Source organism: Nocardiopsis sp. NPDC058789 (assembly GCF_042745575.1).
Taxonomy (GTDB): domain Bacteria; phylum Actinomycetota; class Actinomycetes; order Streptosporangiales; family Streptosporangiaceae; genus Nocardiopsis; species Nocardiopsis eucommiae.
Genome location: NZ_JBHYOW010000009.1, coordinates 278044 through 295901 on the forward strand (window position 1 = coordinate 278044; position 17858 = coordinate 295901).

Genomic DNA, 17858 nt, shown 5'->3' on the forward strand with positions numbered 1-17858 from the left:
AGGCCGGGTCGATCCGGACGGGCGCGGTGTGGGCGACGTTGTCCACGACAGATGGGACAGGAGCTCGCCCCGGCGGGATCGTCTGCCGGAGGCGCCGACACGACCCGGACGCGGAGCACCGCGTCGGGTGGCGCCCGGACAAGGGTGGCGCCCGGGCGGCGGATGGGCGCTGGACCGTGGTGCACGGCGGTGAGCCGACACCACTGACTCCTAGGACGTCAGAATATCGGAGGTCCAACTATATGACCAGAGATTCTCACATTGTGAGACGCTTCGGCGTTTCGCCTGTTCACACGAGTGCCATGACGACCTCGAAACGCGGCGCCGAAGCAGGTCTCACCTCCGCAGGCCCAGGAACAGGAGCCAGGTGCCGCGCCCCTGGGTGAGCGCACGGACGCGGCGCTCCCATCGCTCGGCCTCCGTCCGCCAGCGCGTCGTCTCCCGCTCGGCCCGGCGCATCTTCCTGTTCCAGTCCTTCGGCGGACCGTCGCCGTCCCGCTCGTCCTCGACCAGGACCCCGGCCCGGTCCAGTACGTGGACGCCCCACAGGGCCGCCACCGCCGCGTCCCGGTCCACCGCGTCCACCCCCAGGTGCCGCGCGCGGGCGAAGGCCGCGGTGCGCTCCAGCCTCAGGAAGTGGGTACGTCCCCCGGAGCCGCGCACCCTGACCAGCCCGGCGCCCTCCCGGTCCGCCGCCCCGGTCAGGGCCCGCACCATCCGCCGCGTCGGGCGCAGACCGGGTGACAGCAGCAGCCTGAAGGGGACGTCGGGGTCGGTCTCCGGCTCGGACTCCGTCAGCCGCACCCTCGGTTCGCACCGGTAGTGCTCGTGGAGGAGCCGCACGTCCAGCGCCGGGTCGTCGATGGTGGCGTGCCGCCCCGGGGTCACCCTCGACCACTCCCCCACCAACGTGACCCGCACGTCGGCCACGTCACCGGCCAACAGGTCGTCCACCGTCGCGGTCACGTCGTCGAACCCCCGGCCCGCCGTGTCGACCACGACATCGACGAAGGGCACCTGCCAGGTCCGCGCCGGGGCGACGCGGCGGGAGTTCAGCCGTGGCACGCGGTTCTCCATGAACGGGCGCCGGAAGCGCGCCGCCTCACCCCCTCGCAGCTCGGTCGTCGGACGCCCCAGGTGCAGGCCGGTGGCCGCCGGCTCGGGAACGAACACCGCGCCCCGTTGTGAGAGCCGGTAGCCGAGTTCGCTGTCCTCACCCATGACCAGCCCGGACGCCGATCCTCCGGCGGTGGAGTACAGCTCGCGCGGCAGCGAGGCGGTGGCCCCGGTGAACACCTGCCAGGCCCGGTGCCCGGCGGAACGCAGCCCGTCGGTGCGCTCCAGGAGCTCCGTGATCCAGTCCATGGTGTCCGTGTCGCCGCCCGTGAGATCCGCGTACCTCCCACCGCGCACGTGTTCGTACACCTCGGGCGGGGTGAGCCCGCCGTCGGGCCCGTCCCCGAACTCGACCCGGCCCATGACCACGAGGTAGTCGGCCAGGTGGTGCCAGCGCATCTGCGCCTCGACGTGCTCACGGCCGACCAGCACGTCGGCGTCCAACCGCATCACGACGGACGCCCCGGTGGCGGCCACCCCGGCGTCGAGCGCGTGCCCGGGGCCCCACCCGTGCTCGGGCGCGACGACGAGACGGGTGTGCTCGGGGCGGATCGGCGGCAGCCGCAACGCGGGATCGCTGCCGTCGTCCACCACGACGACCTCCGTCAGGTCGGCCGGGTACGTCTGGGCGGTCAGGGCGGCCAGGGTCAGGTCGAGCCGCTCCTGCCCCCCGTACGCCGGTATGACCACGCCCACCGTCATCTGCGGCTCCCACTCCCCCAGGGCCGGCGGCTCCAGCACCGAGTAGTCGTTGCGGACCACCCGGGGCCGCCCCTGCGGGTCCCCTCCTCGCACGGTTCCGGAACCGGTCCCCGCGTCGCGCACGCCCTCGTTCACCATGTGCCGTCCCACGTCCTCAACCGATGATCCGGTACAGGAGCCGACCGGTTCGGCTCCTGGTCAACCAGCGGAACCGACCCTCCAGGCGCTCGGCTCGGAGCCGCTCCGACTCCGCCCGTGCCCGGGCCTCCTCCAGCCGCTCCCGCCAATCCCCCGGCGGTTCCGCCACCGCCTTCGCGGGGCGTGCCCCCTCCGGTTCCCGCTGCGTGGACAGCACCGCGTCGCCGTCGATCCAGTGCACTCCGGCCACCCGGTCCAGCAGGTCGTCCAGGTCCTCCCCCGCCACCCGCAGCCTCCGCGCTCGGGCGAGGGCCGCCACGCGTTCCAGCCGGGGTCCGCCCAGGTCGTCGTCGGGTCCCGTGGCGCGCACGAGCCCCGCGTGGGTCTCCTCGGCCAGGCCGATCATGTGTTTCAGTGCGTGCGGGGTCAGGGGCTGCCCGGGCAGGGCCCGCAGCACGAAGGGGACGTCGGGGTCGGTCGTCGGCTCCGACTCGGCCAGTCGCACCCTCGGTTCACACCGGTAGTGCTCGTGGAGCAGGCGCACGTCCAGGTCCGGGTCGTCCAGAACCCGGTGCCGTCCCGGGGTCACCCGCTCCCACTCACCCACCAACGTGACGCGGACGTCGGCCACCTCACCGGCCAGCAGCGCGTCCACCGTCTCCGCGACCTCGTCGAACCCCGCCCCCACGGTGTCGACCACCGCGTCGACCAGCGGCACCTCCCACTGGCGTCCGGTCAGGGCACGACGCTCCTCGGCGAGGGGGAGCCGATTGCCGACGAAGGGGCGACGGAACCGGCCGCCCTCCTCCCTGCGGGTCTCCATCTGCGGGAGTCCCAGATGCCAGCTCCCGGCCTCCGGTTCGGGGACGAAGACCGCCCCGTTCTGGGCGAACCGGTATCCGAGGTGGGTGTCCTCTCCCAGGACGAGCGCGGACGCGGCCCCGCCCGACTCCTCGAAGAAGGCGCGCCGCACGGACCCGGTCCCACCGATGAAGTAGTGGAAGCCCTGGTGGCCGACCTCGCGCAGGAACTTCGTACGCTTGTAGGCGCGCCGCAGCCAGCGCAGTTCCTCACCCGGGCCGGCCACCAGCGCCTCGGGATCGCCCCGGCGCACCGCGTCGAGGACGGCCGCCGGGAACAGGGCCCCGGGCACGTGGTCGACACAGCGCAGATGCCCGGTGACCGCGACGTAGTCGGCCAGGTGGTGCCAGCGCATCTGCGCCTCGAGGTGCTCGCGGAACGCGATCATGTCCGCGTCGAAGAACAACAGCACGTCCGCGTCGGTGGAGGCCGCGCCCGTGTTCAGCGCGTGCCCCCGCGCCCACCCGCCGGGCTCGTTGGGCACGATCCGGGTGTGCTCGGGGCGGATCGGCGGCAGACGCAACGCGGGATCGCTGCCGTCGTCCACCACCACGACCTCCGTCAGGGCGGACGGATAGCTCTGCGCGGCCATCGACGCCAGGGTCAGGTCGAGCTTCTCCTGCCCGCCGTACGCCGGGACGACCACGCACACCGACAGAGTGGGCTCCCACTCCCCCAGGGACGGCGGTTCCAGTACCGAGTAGTCGTTGCGGCGGACGAACGGACGGAGTGTCGGCGGCGCCTCCGCCGGACCGCCCTGCACAAGCGTCATCGGTCACTCCCAGCTGTCGGAGAGTCGGGTGTGGTCGTCTCGGTCGTCGGTGCCGGGGCGTCCTCCGGGCTGGACTCCAGCAGTGCGCTGGGGCGCCAACCGCGCCACTGGCGCAGGGGTTCGCGCAGGAAGTAGCCGGAGGTCTCACTCCAGGTGTGGCCGGTTCCCCTGCGCCGGATCACGCATCCCAGACCGTGGATGCGGTAGGTGGAACCGCCCGCGTCCCGCACGTCGTCGAGGAGCCCGGCGTCCTCGTCGACCCGGAGGGGCCGGAAACCGCCCACCTCCTCCAGGGTCGTGCGGTCGGTGAGGATCGAGGCGCCGGTGACGTGCTGGGCGAAGACCTCGGACGGGACCAGACGCCGCACGGTCAGGCCGAGGTGCTCCAGGTGGTGGAACTCCGCCGCGCACCCCACGAGTTCGGCACCGGAGTAGCGGCGGGCCAGCACGAGGTCGGAGAGGTGATCGGGCCCGTACCAGTCGTCGTCGTCCATCTTCGCCACCAGGGTTCCGCTGGCCCGCGCGATCGCGCCGTTCAGCACCGAACCGAAGACCAGGTCGCCCGGCGGCTCCCAGACCAGCAGGGATCGGCCGCCCCTCCGGTACTCCGCGATCGCGGCCGCGACCCCGGGAGCGTCCACCGCGAAGCCGTGCAGGGCCAGCACGACCTCCACGTCCACGCCCCGTTGGCGGGCCACCTGCCGCAACGCGAACCCGACCATCTCGGGACGCCGCGTGCACAGCACCACCGACACCGAGGGCTCCGGCGGAGCCACCGGGCCGCCCGCCTCCGCGAGGAGCCGGGCCCGACCGTGCGCACCATGGAGGCGCAGGGCCGCGCGCCGCAACCGGACGCTGTGCTCCTCGCGGACGAGTTCGTCCGCGAGCCCCTCCTCGGGCGCGTTCGCGAGGAGGTCGTGCAGCTCCTTCCCCAGCGGGCGCGCCCAGAGCGGCGGGCGGGAGCCCAGGAGGGGTACGCCCGCGGCGGCGAGCCCGGCCACCGCCCGCACCGCCGCCAACGGGCCGCTGTGGCGACCCCACTCCACCCGCACCGCACGCAGGTCACGCAGCTCCGCGACGTCCAGGTCCGACACGGCGCCGTCCTCCGGCACCCGCCAACGCACACCGTTCCCCGCAACCAGCACCCAACGCCCACCACGGGAGACGAGGCGGCCCACACGAGGCGTCGACGTCCGGCTGAAACCCCTCGGGTTCACCACCCGCTCGTCCACCACCGGAACGTCCCCCACCGACAGCCGGGCGGTCCCGGCCGCCCGAGCCACCGCCCCCCGGCCGCCCAGGTGCAGCCAGGAAGGGTCGGTCACCACCCGGTTCCGAGCGCTGGGCGGCGCGGCCCAGCCGGGCCCCCGCCTGCCCCCCGTCAGTCCCCGGGCGACGGCGTCCAGCACCAGTGCCGCCTCGACCGGGTCGGCGAAGGAGAACTCCCACAGCCAGCCCTCGTCCGGCAGTCGTCGTGTCCGCGAGTACAGCAGACCGGCCCACTGCCCGAGCCCCGGCGGGGAGGGCAGCGGCGGTGACTGGCGCGGTGCCGTGCTCCGGACCGCGATACCGAACCCGGTCGCGTCGGGGAGCCGCTCGGCGCGCGGGACGGCGGCACGCAGGTCGGCGGCGGTCACGGCGACGAGGACGAGCAGGTCGACCGGGCGCTTCGCCCGTCCGCCCGTCCCGCCCCGGCCCCGCCCCAGGTCGACGAGTGGGCTCCCGGACTCGCCCACCAGCGCCGTGGCGGTCGCGGCGGCACCCGGGCCGGTATGGGCGACCAGGACCCTCCGCGCCCCGTGCGCCCGCCGCGCGCGGGTCAACAGTGCCTCGATCACCGGGTCGCCCCCGCGAAGCGGATCCGCTCCTCCTCCGCCTCGGCCAGATCCGTCCAGGTCCCGGCCAGCACGGTGGTCGGCAGGTCCTCCGGATCGGGCTCCAGGAGGGCGCTGGGCCGCCACCCCGGAAGCTGCTGTTCACCGCACAGCCGCAGGAAGTAACCCGCGCCGACACCCCAGGTGTGGCCGCCCGCCTTGCGCCGCAGGACGTAGTTGCAGCCGTGCCCCCGGTGGATGCGGGCCCCCATCCGCTCGATCGCCGCCAGCAGGTGCGTGTCCTCGGCGGTCGACACCCGGGCGAACCCGCCCGCCTCCTCCAGCGTCCTGCGGTCCGTCATCAGGGTGCCTCCGGCCGCCCGGTGCCACAGGGTGTCGGTCTTCCCGGCCAGACGCACCGTGCGGTCGAGGGATTCCAGGTAGACGAAGGAGACGATGCTCCCGACGAGGTCGGCCCCCGAGTAGCGGCGGGCCAGCACGAGGTCGGACAGGTGCTCGGGCCCGTACCAGTCGTCGTCGTCCATCTTCGCCACCAGGGTTCCGCTGGCCCGCGCGATCGCACCGTTCAGCACCGAACCGAAGACCAGGTCCTCCGGCGGCTCCCAGACCACGGCCGAACGGCCGCCCCGCCGGAACTCCGCGATCGCGGCCGCGACCCCGGGAGCCTCCGCCGAGAACCCGTGCAGGGCCAGCACGACCTCCACGTCCACGCCCCGCTGGCGGGCCACCTGCCGCAACGCGAACCCGACCATCTCGGGACGCCGCGTACACAGCACCACCGACACCGAGGGCTCCGCCGGAACCGGAGGACCTCCCGCGTCCGCGAGGAGCCGGGCCCGACCGTGCGCACCATGGAGGCGCAGGGCCGCACGCCGCAACCGGACGCTGTGCTCCTCACGCGACTGCGGGTCCACCATCAGCCGTTCCTCCACGGAGGTGACGAGATCCGACAGTTCCCCACCCAGGCACCGCGCCCATCCGGGCACCGGGCCGCTCACCAGCGGAATCCCCGCGGCGGCGAGCCCTGCCACCGCCCGCACCGCCGCCAACGGGCCGCTGTGGCGACCCCACTCCACCCGCACCGCACGCAGATCGCGCAGACCCGCCACGTCCACGTCCGACACGGCGCCGTCCTCCGGCACCCGCCAACGCACACCGTTCCCCGCGACCAGCACCCAACGCCCACCACGCGAGACCAACCGGCCCACACGCGGGGTGGAACCATGCCTGAAGCCCATCGGGTTCACCACCCGCTCGTCCACCACCGGAACGTCCTCCACCGACAGTTCGCGGAGCGCAGGACGGGCCGACAGCGCGCCGGGACGGCCCAGAACCGCCCAGGTGGGTACCGTGGCGGGAACGACGTCCGGATCCTGCCTCCTCGGCGGGGCCTGGCCCCGCCGACCACCCACCATCGCCTGCGCGACCGCCCTCAGGACCGCCCCCGAATCGACCGGATCAGTGAAGGCGAACGAGCACGACCAGCCCCGTCCCTGGAGACGGCCCACCTGGAAGTGGAGCAGGCCCTCCCACTGGCCCAGGCCAGGCGGGGTGGGCAGGGGCGGCCCGGTGTGCCGGGCCGAGGCGGCGACCACCACCCGCAGGTCGGCAGCCGAGGGCAGTCCCGCGCTCAGCGGGACCGCCGCGCGCAGGTCCGCCGTGGTGCCCGCGAGGACCACGACGCGTTCGACCGGCCCGTCGAACTCGCGCCCGTCCGCCTTCCGGAGGTCGACCACCTCCACCCCGTCCCCGGGTACGTCGGGTCCGGGATCGGTCCCCTCACCGATGTGGCACAGCACCAGGCGCCCCGGACCACGCCCACGGAGGGCCTCGTTCAGGGCCCCCTCCCTCACGAGACCACCCGGCTGTGCACGGTGGAGCCCTTGATGACCTGGACCTCGGACAGCCGACCGCTCATCTCCGTGCGCAGGTCGGCCACCGACTCGGCCACCGTGTCCAACCGGTCGGTCAGGTCGTCGGCGCGGCCGAACATCTCGGCCCGGTTCTCACCCGCGATCTCCGCGACCTCGCGCACCTGGCGGTCGAGGCCGCGTCGCAGGTGTCTGATCTGCGCGGCCGTGCGCCGCGTCTGCAGAACCAGCAGGGCGACCAGTCCGGAGAGCCCCGCGAGAGCGGTGATCTCCACGGCCGACCACAGATCGACCCACCCCGCGAGGAACAGTGATCCGAAGGTCCCGGAGACCACGACCATCGAGGCCAATGCCACGAGAACACGTCGCTGCCGCAGAATACGCAATTCACACCCCATTCGCACGGAACACCGGATGGCCGGGAACCGACTCCCGAGGATGCCGAACACGGCCGGTTCGGGGACAGAGTTCCACCGCACCGACGGAAGCGAAGAACCAGGCAGGCGCGTGTCTCCGGTTGTTTACCGATCCCTGACGCACATTTTGGAGGGACGCCCGAAAAGGGGAATCGAATATCAAAGATTCATTTGTGACGCATTCTCGTGACACGAAAAAGGGACCACCCCGACCGGATGTCGAATTTTCGATATCCGGGAGGGACGGTCCCTTTCGGACCGACTCGGGCCGTCAGTCCTCCAGATCGATCTGACGTGCGATCTCGGCGTCGATCTCGGCGGAGATCGAGGTCAGGATGTCGTCCGGCACCGCGGAGTCCACGGTGAGGGCGATCAGCGCCTTGCCGCCCTCCTGGTCCCGGATGACCTGCATGCCCGCGATGTTGACCTCCGCGTCACCGAGCAGCGCGCCGACCTTGCCGACGATCCCCGGGCGGTCCTCGTAGGAGAGGAACACCATGTGCTCGTCGAGGCCGATCTCCATCGTGTAGTTGTTGATCTCCACCAGCTTCTCGGACTGGCGCGGGCCGGTCAGCGTGCCCGAGACCGACACCCGGGTGCCGTCTGCCAGCACACCGCGCACGGAGATCAGGTTGCGCCAGTCGGTGCTGTCGTCGCTGGTGACCAGGTTGACCTCGACCCCGCGCTCCTTCGCGAGGAGCGGCGCGTTCACGAAGGTCACGGTGTCCTCGACCACGTCGGTGAACACGCCCTTGAGCGCGGCCAGCTCCAGGACCTTGACGTCGTGCTGGGCGATCTCGCCACGCACCTCGACGTCGATCCGCGCGGCGAGCGCACCGGCCAGCGAGGTGAACACCCGGCCGAGCTTCTCGGTGAGCGGCAGACCCGGCTTGATCTCCTCCGCGACCCCGGTGCCCTGCACGTTCACCGCGTCCGGGACGAACTCGCCGGACAGGGCCAGCTTCACCGAGCGGGCCACCTGCGTGCCCGCCTTCTCCTGCGCCTCGGCGGTGCTGGCGCCCAGGTGCGGGGCGACCACGACGTTCTCGAACTCGAACAGCGGGCTGTCCGTGGTGGGCTCCTTGGCGAACACGTCGATGCCCGCACCGGCCACCCGGCCGTCCTTGAGCGCGCGGTACAGGGCCTCCTCGTCGAGGATGCCTCCGCGCGCGGCGTTGATGATCCGCACGGAGGGCTTGACCCGGCTCAGCGCCTCGTCACCGATCAGGCCCACCGTGTCCTTGTTCTTGGGCAGGTGGATGGTGATGAAGTCCGAGCGCTCCAGCAGCTCGTCCAGGGTGACCATCTCCACGCCGATCTGGGCGGCGCGGGCGGGCTGCACGAAGGGGTCGAAGGCGATGACGCGGGTGCCGAAGGCCAGGAGGCGCTGGGCGACCAGGGCGCCGATCCGGCCGAGGCCGACCACGCCGACGACCTTCTCGTAGAGCTCCACACCCGTGTACTTGGACCGCTTCCACTCGCCGTTGATGAGGGCGTTGTGGGCGGGGGCGGTGTGGCGGGCGCTGGCGAGCAGGAGGTTGATGGCCTGCTCGGCGGCGCTGATGATGTTGGAGGTCGGGGCGTTGACCACCAGGACACCGGCCTTGGTGGCGGCGTCCACGTCCACGTTGTCCAGACCCACGCCCGCGCGGGCGACGACCTGGAGGCGGTTGGCCGCGGCGACGGCCTCGGCGTCCACCTGGGTGGCGCTGCGCACGATCAGGGCGTCGACGCCGGAAAGGGCGGGAAGCAGCTGGGACCGGTCGGCACCGTCCACATGGCGTACTTCGAAGTCTTCCTCGAGAAGCGCGATTCCGGCGGGTGAAAGCTTTTCCGCGACGAGTACGACGGGTTTGGTCACAACTGTTCCTTTTCGGGTGGTGCGACCCGATCGCGCAGGTGGAGGCGCTGCCCGAGTCGGGTGTGACGGCCGGTCAAAAGTCTACTAGCGGGGTAGGGAAGCCCGTCGGGCGGAGGGGGGACCTCCGACGAAAGAAGAGTCACCCTCCCCCGCGAACGCCACCGGGGCGGAGCACCCGCCCCGCCCCGGTGGGGAGTTCGAGAAACGACGTCGCTGCTAGGTCGTGTCTTGTGGATCATTCCGCGCTCGCGTTGCCAGGCTGCCTCTCTCCGCGCCGACGAAGCTCGGACAGCCAACCCCGGGCTGGCCTTCGCTCCTCGTCTTGCGAGAGACGGCCTGGCGGCCGCTCGCATCGACGGCGGCTCCGCCGCCACCGGCGAAAGCATCCACAAAGAACTCCCTAGGCCTTGAGCCAGCTCATCAGCGGACGCAGCTCGGCGCCCACCTTCTCGATCTGCTCGTTCTGCTCGGCCTCACGGCGCTTGGAGAACGTCGGCTGACCGGCGTCGAACTCGTCCATGAGCTCCTTGGCGTAGGAGCCGTCCTGGATCTCGCCCAGGATCCTGCGCATCTCCTCGCGCGTCTGCTCGGTGACGAGGCGCGGGCCGCGGGTGTAGCCGCCGTACTCCGCGTTGTCCGACACGGACCAGTTCATCTTGGAGATGCCGCCCTCGTACATGAGGTCGACGATGAGCTTGAGCTCGTGCAGGCACTCGAAGTAGGCGATCTCAGGCTGGTAGCCCGCCTCGACCAGGGTGGAGAAACCGGCCTTGACCAGCTCCTCGGTGCCACCGCACAGGACGGCCTGCTCACCGAAGAGGTCGGTCTCGGTCTCCTCGGTGAAGGTCGTCCTGATGACGCCCGCCTTGGTGCCGCCGATGCCCTTGGCCCACGACAGGGCCAGGTCCCAGGCCTGTCCGCTGGCGTCCTTCTCGACCGCGACCAGGCAGGGCACGCCGCGCCCGGCCTCGTACTGGCGGCGGACCAGGTGGCCCGGGCCCTTGGGAGCGACCATGGCGACGTCGACGCCCTCGGGGGCCTCGATGAGGCCGTAGCGGATGCTGAAGCCGTGCCCGAAGAAGAGGGCGTTGCCCGCCTCCAGGTTGGGCGCGATCTCCTGGGCGTACAGGTCACGGTGGATGTGGTCCGGGACCAGGATCATGATCACGTCGGCCTCGCGGGTGGCCTCGGCGGGAGTGACGACCCGCAGGCCCTCCTCCTCGGCCTTGGCGCGGCTCTTCGAGCCCTCGGCCAGACCGACCCGGACGTCGACACCCGAGTCACGGAGCGACAGCGCGTGGGCGTGGCCCTGGCTGCCGTAACCGATCACGGCGACCTTCCTGCTCTGGATGAGCGCGAGGTCGGCGGCGTCGTCGTAGTACATCTGTGCTGCCACTTGGGGTTACTCCTTGTTTCTCACGTACGTGGGGGCGGGGTGCCGTCCGGCCGTGTCCGGACAGCCTCTCAGTTCGAGCTCCGCCGGGTGCCGTTTCGCCGGTGACGGCTCAGGCGCTGCGGTCGACCGCCCGCAGGGAGCGGTCGGTGATCGAACGGGGGCCCCGCCCCAGGGCGACCAGCCCTGACTTCACCAGTTCCCGGATCCCGAAGGGTTCCAGGTTCCTGACCAGGGCATCGAGCTTCTCGGGGTCGCCGGTGGCCTCGATGACGACGACGTCCGGGCTGACGTCCACGACGTGCGCGCGGAACAGCTCGGCCGTCTGAAGCACATGGGTGCGGCTCGACGCGTCGGCCTTGACCTTGACCAGGAGCAGCTCGCGCTGCACCGACGCGGTGGTGTCCATCTCCACGATCTTGACGACGTTGACCAGCTTGTTGAGCTGTTTGGTCACCTGCTCCAAAGGGTGGAGGTCGCAGTTGACCGCGATCGTCATCCGGGACAGTCCGGTGTACTCAGTGGTGCTGACACTGAGTGAGTCGATGTTGAACCCACGACGGGAGAAGAGGGCGGAGGCCCGGGCCAGGATGCCCGGGGTGTCCTCGACCAGAACGGAAAGCGTGTGACGGCTCATGGTGGTTCGGCCCTACTCCTAGTCCTGGTGTTCCCAGTTGGGCGCCATGTCGCGCGCGTACTGGATGTTGTCGTTGCTGACGCCGGGGCCGACCATGGGCCAGACCATGGCGTCGTGGTTCACGGTGAAGTCGACGACGACGGGGCGGTCGTTGATCGCCATGGCCTTCTCGATGGTCGCGTCGATGTCCGCGGGGGTCTCGCACCGCAGGCCGACGCAGCCGTAGGCCTCCGCCAGGCGGACGAAGTCCGGGATGCGGACCTTCTCGTCCAGCGGGGAGGTCTGGAGGTTGGTGTTGGAGTAGCGGCCCTCGTAGAAGAGGGTCTGCCACTGGCGCACCATGCCCAGGTTGCCGTTGTTGACCACGGCGACCTTGATCGGGATGCCCTCGATCGCGCAGGTGGCCAGCTCCTGGTTGGTCATCTGGAAGCAGCCGTCGCCGTCCACCGACCAGACCACGCGGTCGGGGTCCCCGACCTTCGCGCCCAGGGCGGCCGGGACGGAGAAGCCCATGGTGCCGAGGCCGCCGGAGTTGACGAAGGAGCCGGGGCGCTCGTAGTCGACGAACTGCGCGGCCCACATCTGGTGCTGGCCGACGCCCGCCACGTAGGTGGCCTCGGGGCCGACGACCTGGCCGAGGCGCTGGATGACCGCCTGCGGTGACAGGGTGCCGTCGTCGGGGGCGTCGAAGCCCTTGGGGTAGGTGGTGCGGAGCTTGTTGAGCCGGTCCCACCAGGCCTCGTACTCGCCCTGACGGCCCTTCTCCTGGTCGGCGCGGACCGCCACGACCAGGTCCGCGAGGACCTCCCGGCAGTCGCCGACGATGGGCACGTCCGCGTGGCGGTTCTTGGAGATCTCGGCCGGGTCGATGTCGGCGTGGACGATCTTCGCGTCGGGGGCGAAGCTGTCCAGACGGCCGGTGACGCGGTCGTCGAAACGCGCGCCGAGGGCGACGATGAGGTCGGCCTTCTGGAGGGCGCCGACGGCGGCGACGTCACCGTGCATGCCGGGCATGCCGACGTTCAGCGGGTGGCTGTCGGGGAAGACGCCCCGCGCCATCAGCGTGGTGACGACGGGGACACCGGTGAGTTCCGCGAGGACGCGCAGCTCGGCGGAGGCGCCGGCGCGCAGGACCCCGCCGCCGACGTAGAGGACCGGGCGCCTGGCGTCCGCGATCAGGCGGGCCGCCTCGCGGACCTGCTTGCCGTGCGGCTTGGTGACCGGGCGGTAGCCGGGCAGGTCCAGGCGCTCGGGCCAGACGAAGTCGGTGCTGTTCTGGAGGGCGTCCTTGGAGATGTCGACGAGCACCGGGCCGGGGCGGCCGCTGGAGGCGATGTGGAAGGCCTCCGCGATGGTACGAGGGATGTCGCGGACGTCCTTGACCAGGAAGTTGTGCTTGGTGATCGGCATGGTGATGCCGCAGATGTCGGCTTCCTGGAACGCGTCGGTGCCGATCATCGGTGACGCGACCTGGCCGGTGATGGCGACCATCGGGACCGAGTCCATGTGGGCGTCGGCCAGCGGGGTGACGAGGTTGGTGGCCCCGGGTCCGCTGGTGGCCATGCACACCCCGGGTCGGCCGGTGGCGTAGGCGTAGCCCTCGGCCGCGTGCCCGGCTCCCTGCTCGTGGCGCATCAGGATGTGGCGCACCTTCACCGAGTCGTAGAGGGGGTCGTACGCGGGGAGGATGGCGCCGCCGGGAATCCCGAAGACAGTGTCAACGCCGACGTGCTCCAGCGACCTGATCAGCGATTGGGCGCCGGTCATCTGCTCGGTCATCTCAAGATCCTTCAGCGAGGGTCCAGAGCGGTACTGCGGCTCTGGCGGTGGTGGTTCTGGTTCTCGGCCTGGTGCGGCAATAAAAAAACCCCCACCGCCGGGTGGCGGTCGAGGGTGGCGCGCAGCAGAAGTAGCTCAGTGGGCTGCGCGCCGACCAAGTACGAGAATCAGGGAGTTGTTCTGCACGTTGACAACATTGGCCGACGGAGAGGTCGCGCGTCAACCAGAACTGAAGTTTGTCTCACTATGTGATACAGAAATGTCAGAATGCGGCCGAGCGCACACTGCCACCACCGCCCTGACCTGCGTGAACGACGACGAAGCCCCTGTCGCGTGTAACGCAGAACACGCGACAGGGGCTCGATACTTCCTTCACAAGCCGGACTTAACGTCCCAACTCGGGCCCGCCCTCGAAGAGATCCTCGGCCCGCTCGGCGCGCGCGGCCCGGCGTACCAGGGCGTCCAGAGTGTCAAGGTCGGTCGTGGCGGCGACCCGCTCCCGCTCCGCCTCGGACAACGTGATCCCCCTGGCCTCAAGAATCGTGAACAGGGCCTCGATACGCCCCTTGGCCTGACCCTCACGGTAGGGGCGGCCGATCATCTCGGTCCTGAACTCGTAGTCCTTCAGCTTCATGAGCTTCTCCAATGATCCCAGAGCCGTGGCGGACAGGGCCGCGATCACATAGTCAGAGTACAAGGACGAGGACGATCCATCGAGGCTCGCCAGGGCTGCGAGCAGTGCCTTCAGCGCCGCCTCGTCCTCGGTCGGGTTGTTGGCGATGGCCAGGACCGTCAGCACCGGCCGGTCAGCCGCGACCTCCTCGTCGGTGACGGGTGTGAGGGTGTCCAACGCCAGCACCAAGGGCCGGACCTCCCCGCACCCCAGGTCGATGGGGGTGGAGTAGCGGTCGGCCAGTGCCGACGTCGGCGTGAGCACCAGGAGTACCACCGGGCACTTCAGGCGCAGACGGGTGTAGGCCACGTAGGCGGGCCAGCTGAAGAGCTTGCGGTCGTCCCTACCGTTCTGGGGCTCGATGATGATCGCGAGGACGGGGACCGGGTCCGCCCCCTTCTCGTGAGGGTAGGGCGACCGTTCGCAGACCACCACGGAGTCCGCGGTCAGGTGAGTCAGAGCCGTGCTCGTCGCCTCGGAGGCGTCGCATCGGACCCTGGTGAACTCCGGCAGCGGCTTGCCGGTGATCTCCTGGAGCAGCTCCACCGCTGACCCGGGATCATGACGGATCAGGTCGAGGGGGAACTCGTGCTGATGAGAGGGCATGTCGGCAAAGTAGCGGGCCTGCCCAGGTCTTGGCAGGCGAACTCCGCTACGTCCGGGTCGGTCCCACGGTGCCCGGTCCGGACTACAGGTGCACCCCGGCCTCTCCGCCCACCAGGGCCTCCACCCCGCTCGCGGCCATGGGGCGGGCGACCAGGAACCCCTGGCCGTGATCGCAGCCCATCACCCGCAGCTGTTCCAGCTGCTCGGGACGCTCGATACCCTCCGCGACCACCTGGACGCCCAGGTCGCGGCCGAGCTGGATGATCGTGTGCGTGAGCAGGGTGACCGTGTCGTCGCGGCCCAGGTCCGCGATGAAGGACGGGTCGATCTTGATCGCGTCCACGCTCAGCTCACGCAGGTGCGCCAGGGAGGCGTACCCCATGCCGTAGTCGTCGATGGCCAGGCGCACGCCGAGCTCGCGGAGTTCGCCCAGGCGCGCGACGGCGTCGTCCTCGTCGTCGAGGAGGACCTCCTCGTCCACCTCCAGGGTGAGCACCTCGGCGGGCAGACCGGTCTCGGCCAGCACCCCCTCGATCGTCTCCACGAACCTCGGGGACAGCACCTGCTTCACGGACAGGTTCACGGACAGGCCGATGTCCCAGTCGGAGACCCGCCACACGGCGACCTTCTCGCAGGCCTCCCGCAGTATCCACTCCCCGAGGGGAACGATCAGGCCCGACTCCTCGGCGGCGCCCAGGAACTCGGCCGGGCCCAGCGCCTCACCGTCGCGGTCCCAGCGCACCAGCGCCTCCACCGCGTTCACCTGCGACGTGCCCAGGTCCACGACCGGCTGGTACTCCAGGAAGAACTCGCTGTTGGCCAGGGCCTGCCGCAGCCGGATCTGGAGCTCCAGCCGGGACACGACCATGTCGTGCATGTGGGCGGCGTAGACCTCCACGTTCCCGGCCCCGCGCTCCTTGGCCCGGGTCATCGCGACGTCGGCGTTGCGCAGCAGCTCACCGCTGTCCGTGGCCGCGTCCACGAAGGCCACGCCGATGCTGGCGGTGAGCAGGATGTCCCGGTCCGCCACCTGGAAGGGCTCGGAGGCGATCACCCGGCCCAGCCGCTCGGCGAGGTCGACCACCCGCTGCGCCTCCGGCACGTCCTCCACCAGGACCGCGAACTCGTCGCCGCCCCAGCGGGCCAGCGTGGCGTCGGTGCCCAGCTCGCCCCGGAGACGGCGGGCGGCCTGTCCCAGCATGTGGTCGCCGCGCACGTGTCCGGCCGAGTCGTTGACCGCCGTGAACCCGTCCAGGTCCAGGAAGATGACCGCGACGTCCCCCGTGGCGTCCTCGCTCATCGCCCGGTGCGCCAGCACGTCGCTGGCCCGCTCCTCCAGGTAGGCGCGGTTGGGCAGACCCGTGACGCCGTCGTGGAAGGTCAGGTGCTGGACCTCGTCCTGAAGGGCGACCTGGGCGCTGATGTCGCTGGTCGTGACCAGCAGACGGTCGGGCTCGCCCGGCTGCTCGTACAGGGAGATGGTCGAGGAGGTGTGCCGCCAGGTGCCGTCCGCCGCGCGCACCCGCAGACGCAGGTGCACGCCCTGGCTGGCCCGCTCGGTGAACAGCTTCGTGACGGCCTTGGTCCGCGCCAGGTCCTCGGGGTGGATGAGGGTGGTCACCGGAGCGGCGAGGACGTCGTCCAGCCGGTAGCCGAACGCCTCGGCCGTGCCGGGACTCATGTAGTGGACGCCGCCGTCGCGGTCCAGGACCAGGATGACGTCACCGCTGTTGCGGGCCAGTTCGTTGAAGTGCCCCTCGCGGTTGCGGACCATGCGGGCGAGCGTGGAGTTCTCCTCCAGCATCCCGACGACCCGCAGCAGCAGGACCAGCACCGCCGTTCCCGCCGCCAACGGCAGCACGGGCGCCACGTCCGGCAGGCGCAGCGCGGCGACGGTCAGCACCACCGTGGCCAGGAACACCGAGCCCACGGCGGCGATCTCCGGCGCGAACCGGTACAGCCCCCGGCCGGTGATCCTCCGGGGAGCGGCGCCCGGCCGGTGCTCAACCAGCCACGGCAGCGCGCCCAGGAGGGCGAAGCCGAGGAAGCGCACCGGCTGCTCGACGCCGCCCGCCACCGGGGGACCGGTCAGACGCGTGACCGCGCCGACCATGTCCGAGGCGGCGATGACGACGAGCGCGCCGATCGCCACCAGCACCGCGCGCCGGGTGCTGTGCGGCGACATGAACACCAGCGGTATGAGCAGGCACAGCACCACGATGTCCGCGACCGGGTAGACCAGCGCGAAGCCGAGGAACCCGGCCCCCTCGCCCAGCTCCTCGTAGAGCGGGGAGAACAGCAGGATCCACACCACGGAAAAAACGGCGGCGGCGCACACGTAGCTGTCGGTGATGTGCCGCACGGCCGTACGCAGGCCGCCCGGCCAGGGAGCGAACCGGGTGAACCCGATCACGAAGAGTGGCAGCGCCGCGAGCGCGAAGAGGTCACCCAGCGTGAGCGAGAGGACCGACGCACCGCTGAAGGAGCGCGTGATGGCGTGAGTGAGACCACCCGCGCACCAGGACAGCGCGGCCAGTCCGAGGAAGCGCAGGGCCGCGGGCCCGTCGGCCCCGTCCACGTGGGCGTCCCGGTCCGCGCCGGTCCGCGCCCAGCGCCGCGAGGCGTAGAGCAGGGAGCCACCCGCGACACCGGCCACCACGGCGGTGGGCCACTGCCCCAGGGAGGCGGCCAGCGTGGCGTCTCCCGCCGGCACGAAGGTCGCGGCGAGGTAGAGCAGGAAAAGCGCGCCCAACCCGTACAGTCCCAGGCGGCGTGCCCTGGTTCCCATCACCGGCCCCCCAGCGGGTGCGCGGCGACCCGGGCGGCCCACGGCCGCCGTCGCGCTCTCTCCTCGAACATGGAGCACCCACCTCGTGATCACTCGCGTCAGGACGCGGCACCGTGCCGCACCACTGGTTGCCGCCCGGAGTTCTCTCGGGCCCGGGACGAACGGCGGCGGGGTGGAACCGGCGGGCCGGACTCACCCCCGTGCGTGGACACCCTACGCAACCAAGGTCACACAGCGATTGAGGAGCGGACGAGAGATGACGACAGAACCGTCACCGTGAGTGAGCGCCACCCCGGGTGCTCCCCTCCCCCGAAGTGACGTCGGCGTGGGGGGGGGGGCGGGCCCCCCCCCCCCCCCCCCCCCGGGGGGCCCCCCCCCGGGGGGGCGCGGGGGGGGGCGGCCGGGGCCCG

Annotated in this window: 11 protein-coding genes; all 11 read right to left on the reverse strand. The window is 71.3% G+C overall.

Features of this window, described 5'->3' with window-relative positions:
• Window positions 1–336: 336 nt before the first annotated feature.
• The 11 genes from ACFW3L_RS16105 to ACFW3L_RS16155 all read right to left on the reverse strand — a co-directional run bounded on the left by ACFW3L_RS16105 (window position 337) and on the right by ACFW3L_RS16155 (window position 17448).
• Window positions 337–1956 carry a glycosyltransferase family 2 protein gene (locus tag ACFW3L_RS16105; RefSeq protein WP_378740990.1) on the reverse strand — a complete coding sequence of 540 codons (1620 nt, stop codon included), beginning with the start codon at window positions 1954–1956 and terminating at the stop codon, window positions 337–339.
• Between the two features lie 16 nt (window positions 1957–1972).
• Entirely contained in the window at window positions 1973–3589 is a 1617-nt protein-coding gene (locus ACFW3L_RS16110; protein WP_378740992.1) for a glycosyltransferase family A protein, read from the reverse strand.
• Window positions 3586–5427: a glycosyltransferase gene (locus ACFW3L_RS16115; RefSeq protein ID WP_378740994.1), complete on the reverse strand. Its 1842-nt coding sequence runs from the start codon at window positions 5425–5427 to the stop codon at window positions 3586–3588. Before ACFW3L_RS16115 ends, ACFW3L_RS16110 begins: the two co-directional genes overlap by 4 nt.
• Window positions 5424–7277 carry a glycosyltransferase gene (locus tag ACFW3L_RS16120; protein ID WP_378740996.1) on the reverse strand — a complete coding sequence of 618 codons (1854 nt, stop codon included), beginning with the start codon at window positions 7275–7277 and terminating at the stop codon, window positions 5424–5426. Before ACFW3L_RS16120 ends, ACFW3L_RS16115 begins: the two co-directional genes overlap by 4 nt.
• Complete coding sequence (locus ACFW3L_RS16125) at window positions 7274–7651, reverse strand: hypothetical protein (protein WP_378740998.1); 378 nt, start codon at window positions 7649–7651, stop codon at window positions 7274–7276. Before ACFW3L_RS16125 ends, ACFW3L_RS16120 begins: the two co-directional genes overlap by 4 nt.
• Before the next feature lie 331 nt (window positions 7652–7982).
• Entirely contained in the window at window positions 7983–9572 is a 1590-nt protein-coding gene (serA, locus tag ACFW3L_RS16130; RefSeq protein WP_378741000.1) for a phosphoglycerate dehydrogenase, read from the reverse strand.
• A gap of 400 nt (window positions 9573–9972) precedes the next feature.
• Window positions 9973–10968 carry a ketol-acid reductoisomerase gene (gene ilvC / locus ACFW3L_RS16135; protein WP_378741002.1) on the reverse strand — a complete coding sequence of 332 codons (996 nt, stop codon included), beginning with the start codon at window positions 10966–10968 and terminating at the stop codon, window positions 9973–9975.
• Window positions 10969–11077: 109 nt separating this feature from the next.
• Window positions 11078–11602, reverse strand: coding sequence for an acetolactate synthase small subunit (gene ilvN, locus ACFW3L_RS16140; protein ID WP_017547239.1), 525 nt, complete (start codon window positions 11600–11602; stop codon window positions 11078–11080).
• Between the two features lie 18 nt (window positions 11603–11620).
• Window positions 11621–13381 carry an acetolactate synthase large subunit gene (locus ACFW3L_RS16145; protein ID WP_378741005.1) on the reverse strand — a complete coding sequence of 587 codons (1761 nt, stop codon included), beginning with the start codon at window positions 13379–13381 and terminating at the stop codon, window positions 11621–11623.
• A 385-nt stretch (window positions 13382–13766) separates the two neighbouring features.
• Window positions 13767–14660: a hypothetical protein gene (locus tag ACFW3L_RS16150; RefSeq protein ID WP_378741007.1), complete on the reverse strand. Its 894-nt coding sequence runs from the start codon at window positions 14658–14660 to the stop codon at window positions 13767–13769.
• An 82-nt stretch (window positions 14661–14742) separates the two neighbouring features.
• Window positions 14743–17448 (reverse strand): putative bifunctional diguanylate cyclase/phosphodiesterase, encoded by a 2706-nt coding sequence (locus ACFW3L_RS16155; protein WP_378741009.1) that lies wholly within the window; start codon window positions 17446–17448, stop codon window positions 14743–14745.
• Window positions 17449–17858: the final 410 nt, after the last annotated feature.

Bases quoted from the DNA above. Each gene is read 5' to 3' on its own strand.
- ACFW3L_RS16105 (WP_378740990.1), bottom strand. From the start codon at position 1,956: ATGGTGAACGAGGGCGTGCGCGACGCGGGGACCGGTTCCGGAACCGTG.
- ACFW3L_RS16110 (WP_378740992.1), bottom strand. From the start codon at position 3,589: ATGACGCTTGTGCAGGGCGGTCCGGCGGAGGCGCCGCCGACACTCCGT.
- ilvN (WP_017547239.1), bottom strand. From the start codon at position 11,602: ATGAGCCGTCACACGCTTTCCGTTCTGGTCGAGGACACCCCGGGCATC.
- ACFW3L_RS16145 (WP_378741005.1), bottom strand. From the start codon at position 13,381: ATGACCGAGCAGATGACCGGCGCCCAATCGCTGATCAGGTCGCTGGAG.
- ACFW3L_RS16150 (WP_378741007.1), bottom strand. From the start codon at position 14,660: ATGCCCTCTCATCAGCACGAGTTCCCCCTCGACCTGATCCGTCATGAT.
- ACFW3L_RS16155 (WP_378741009.1), bottom strand. From the start codon at position 17,448: ATGGGAACCAGGGCACGCCGCCTGGGACTGTACGGGTTGGGCGCGCTT.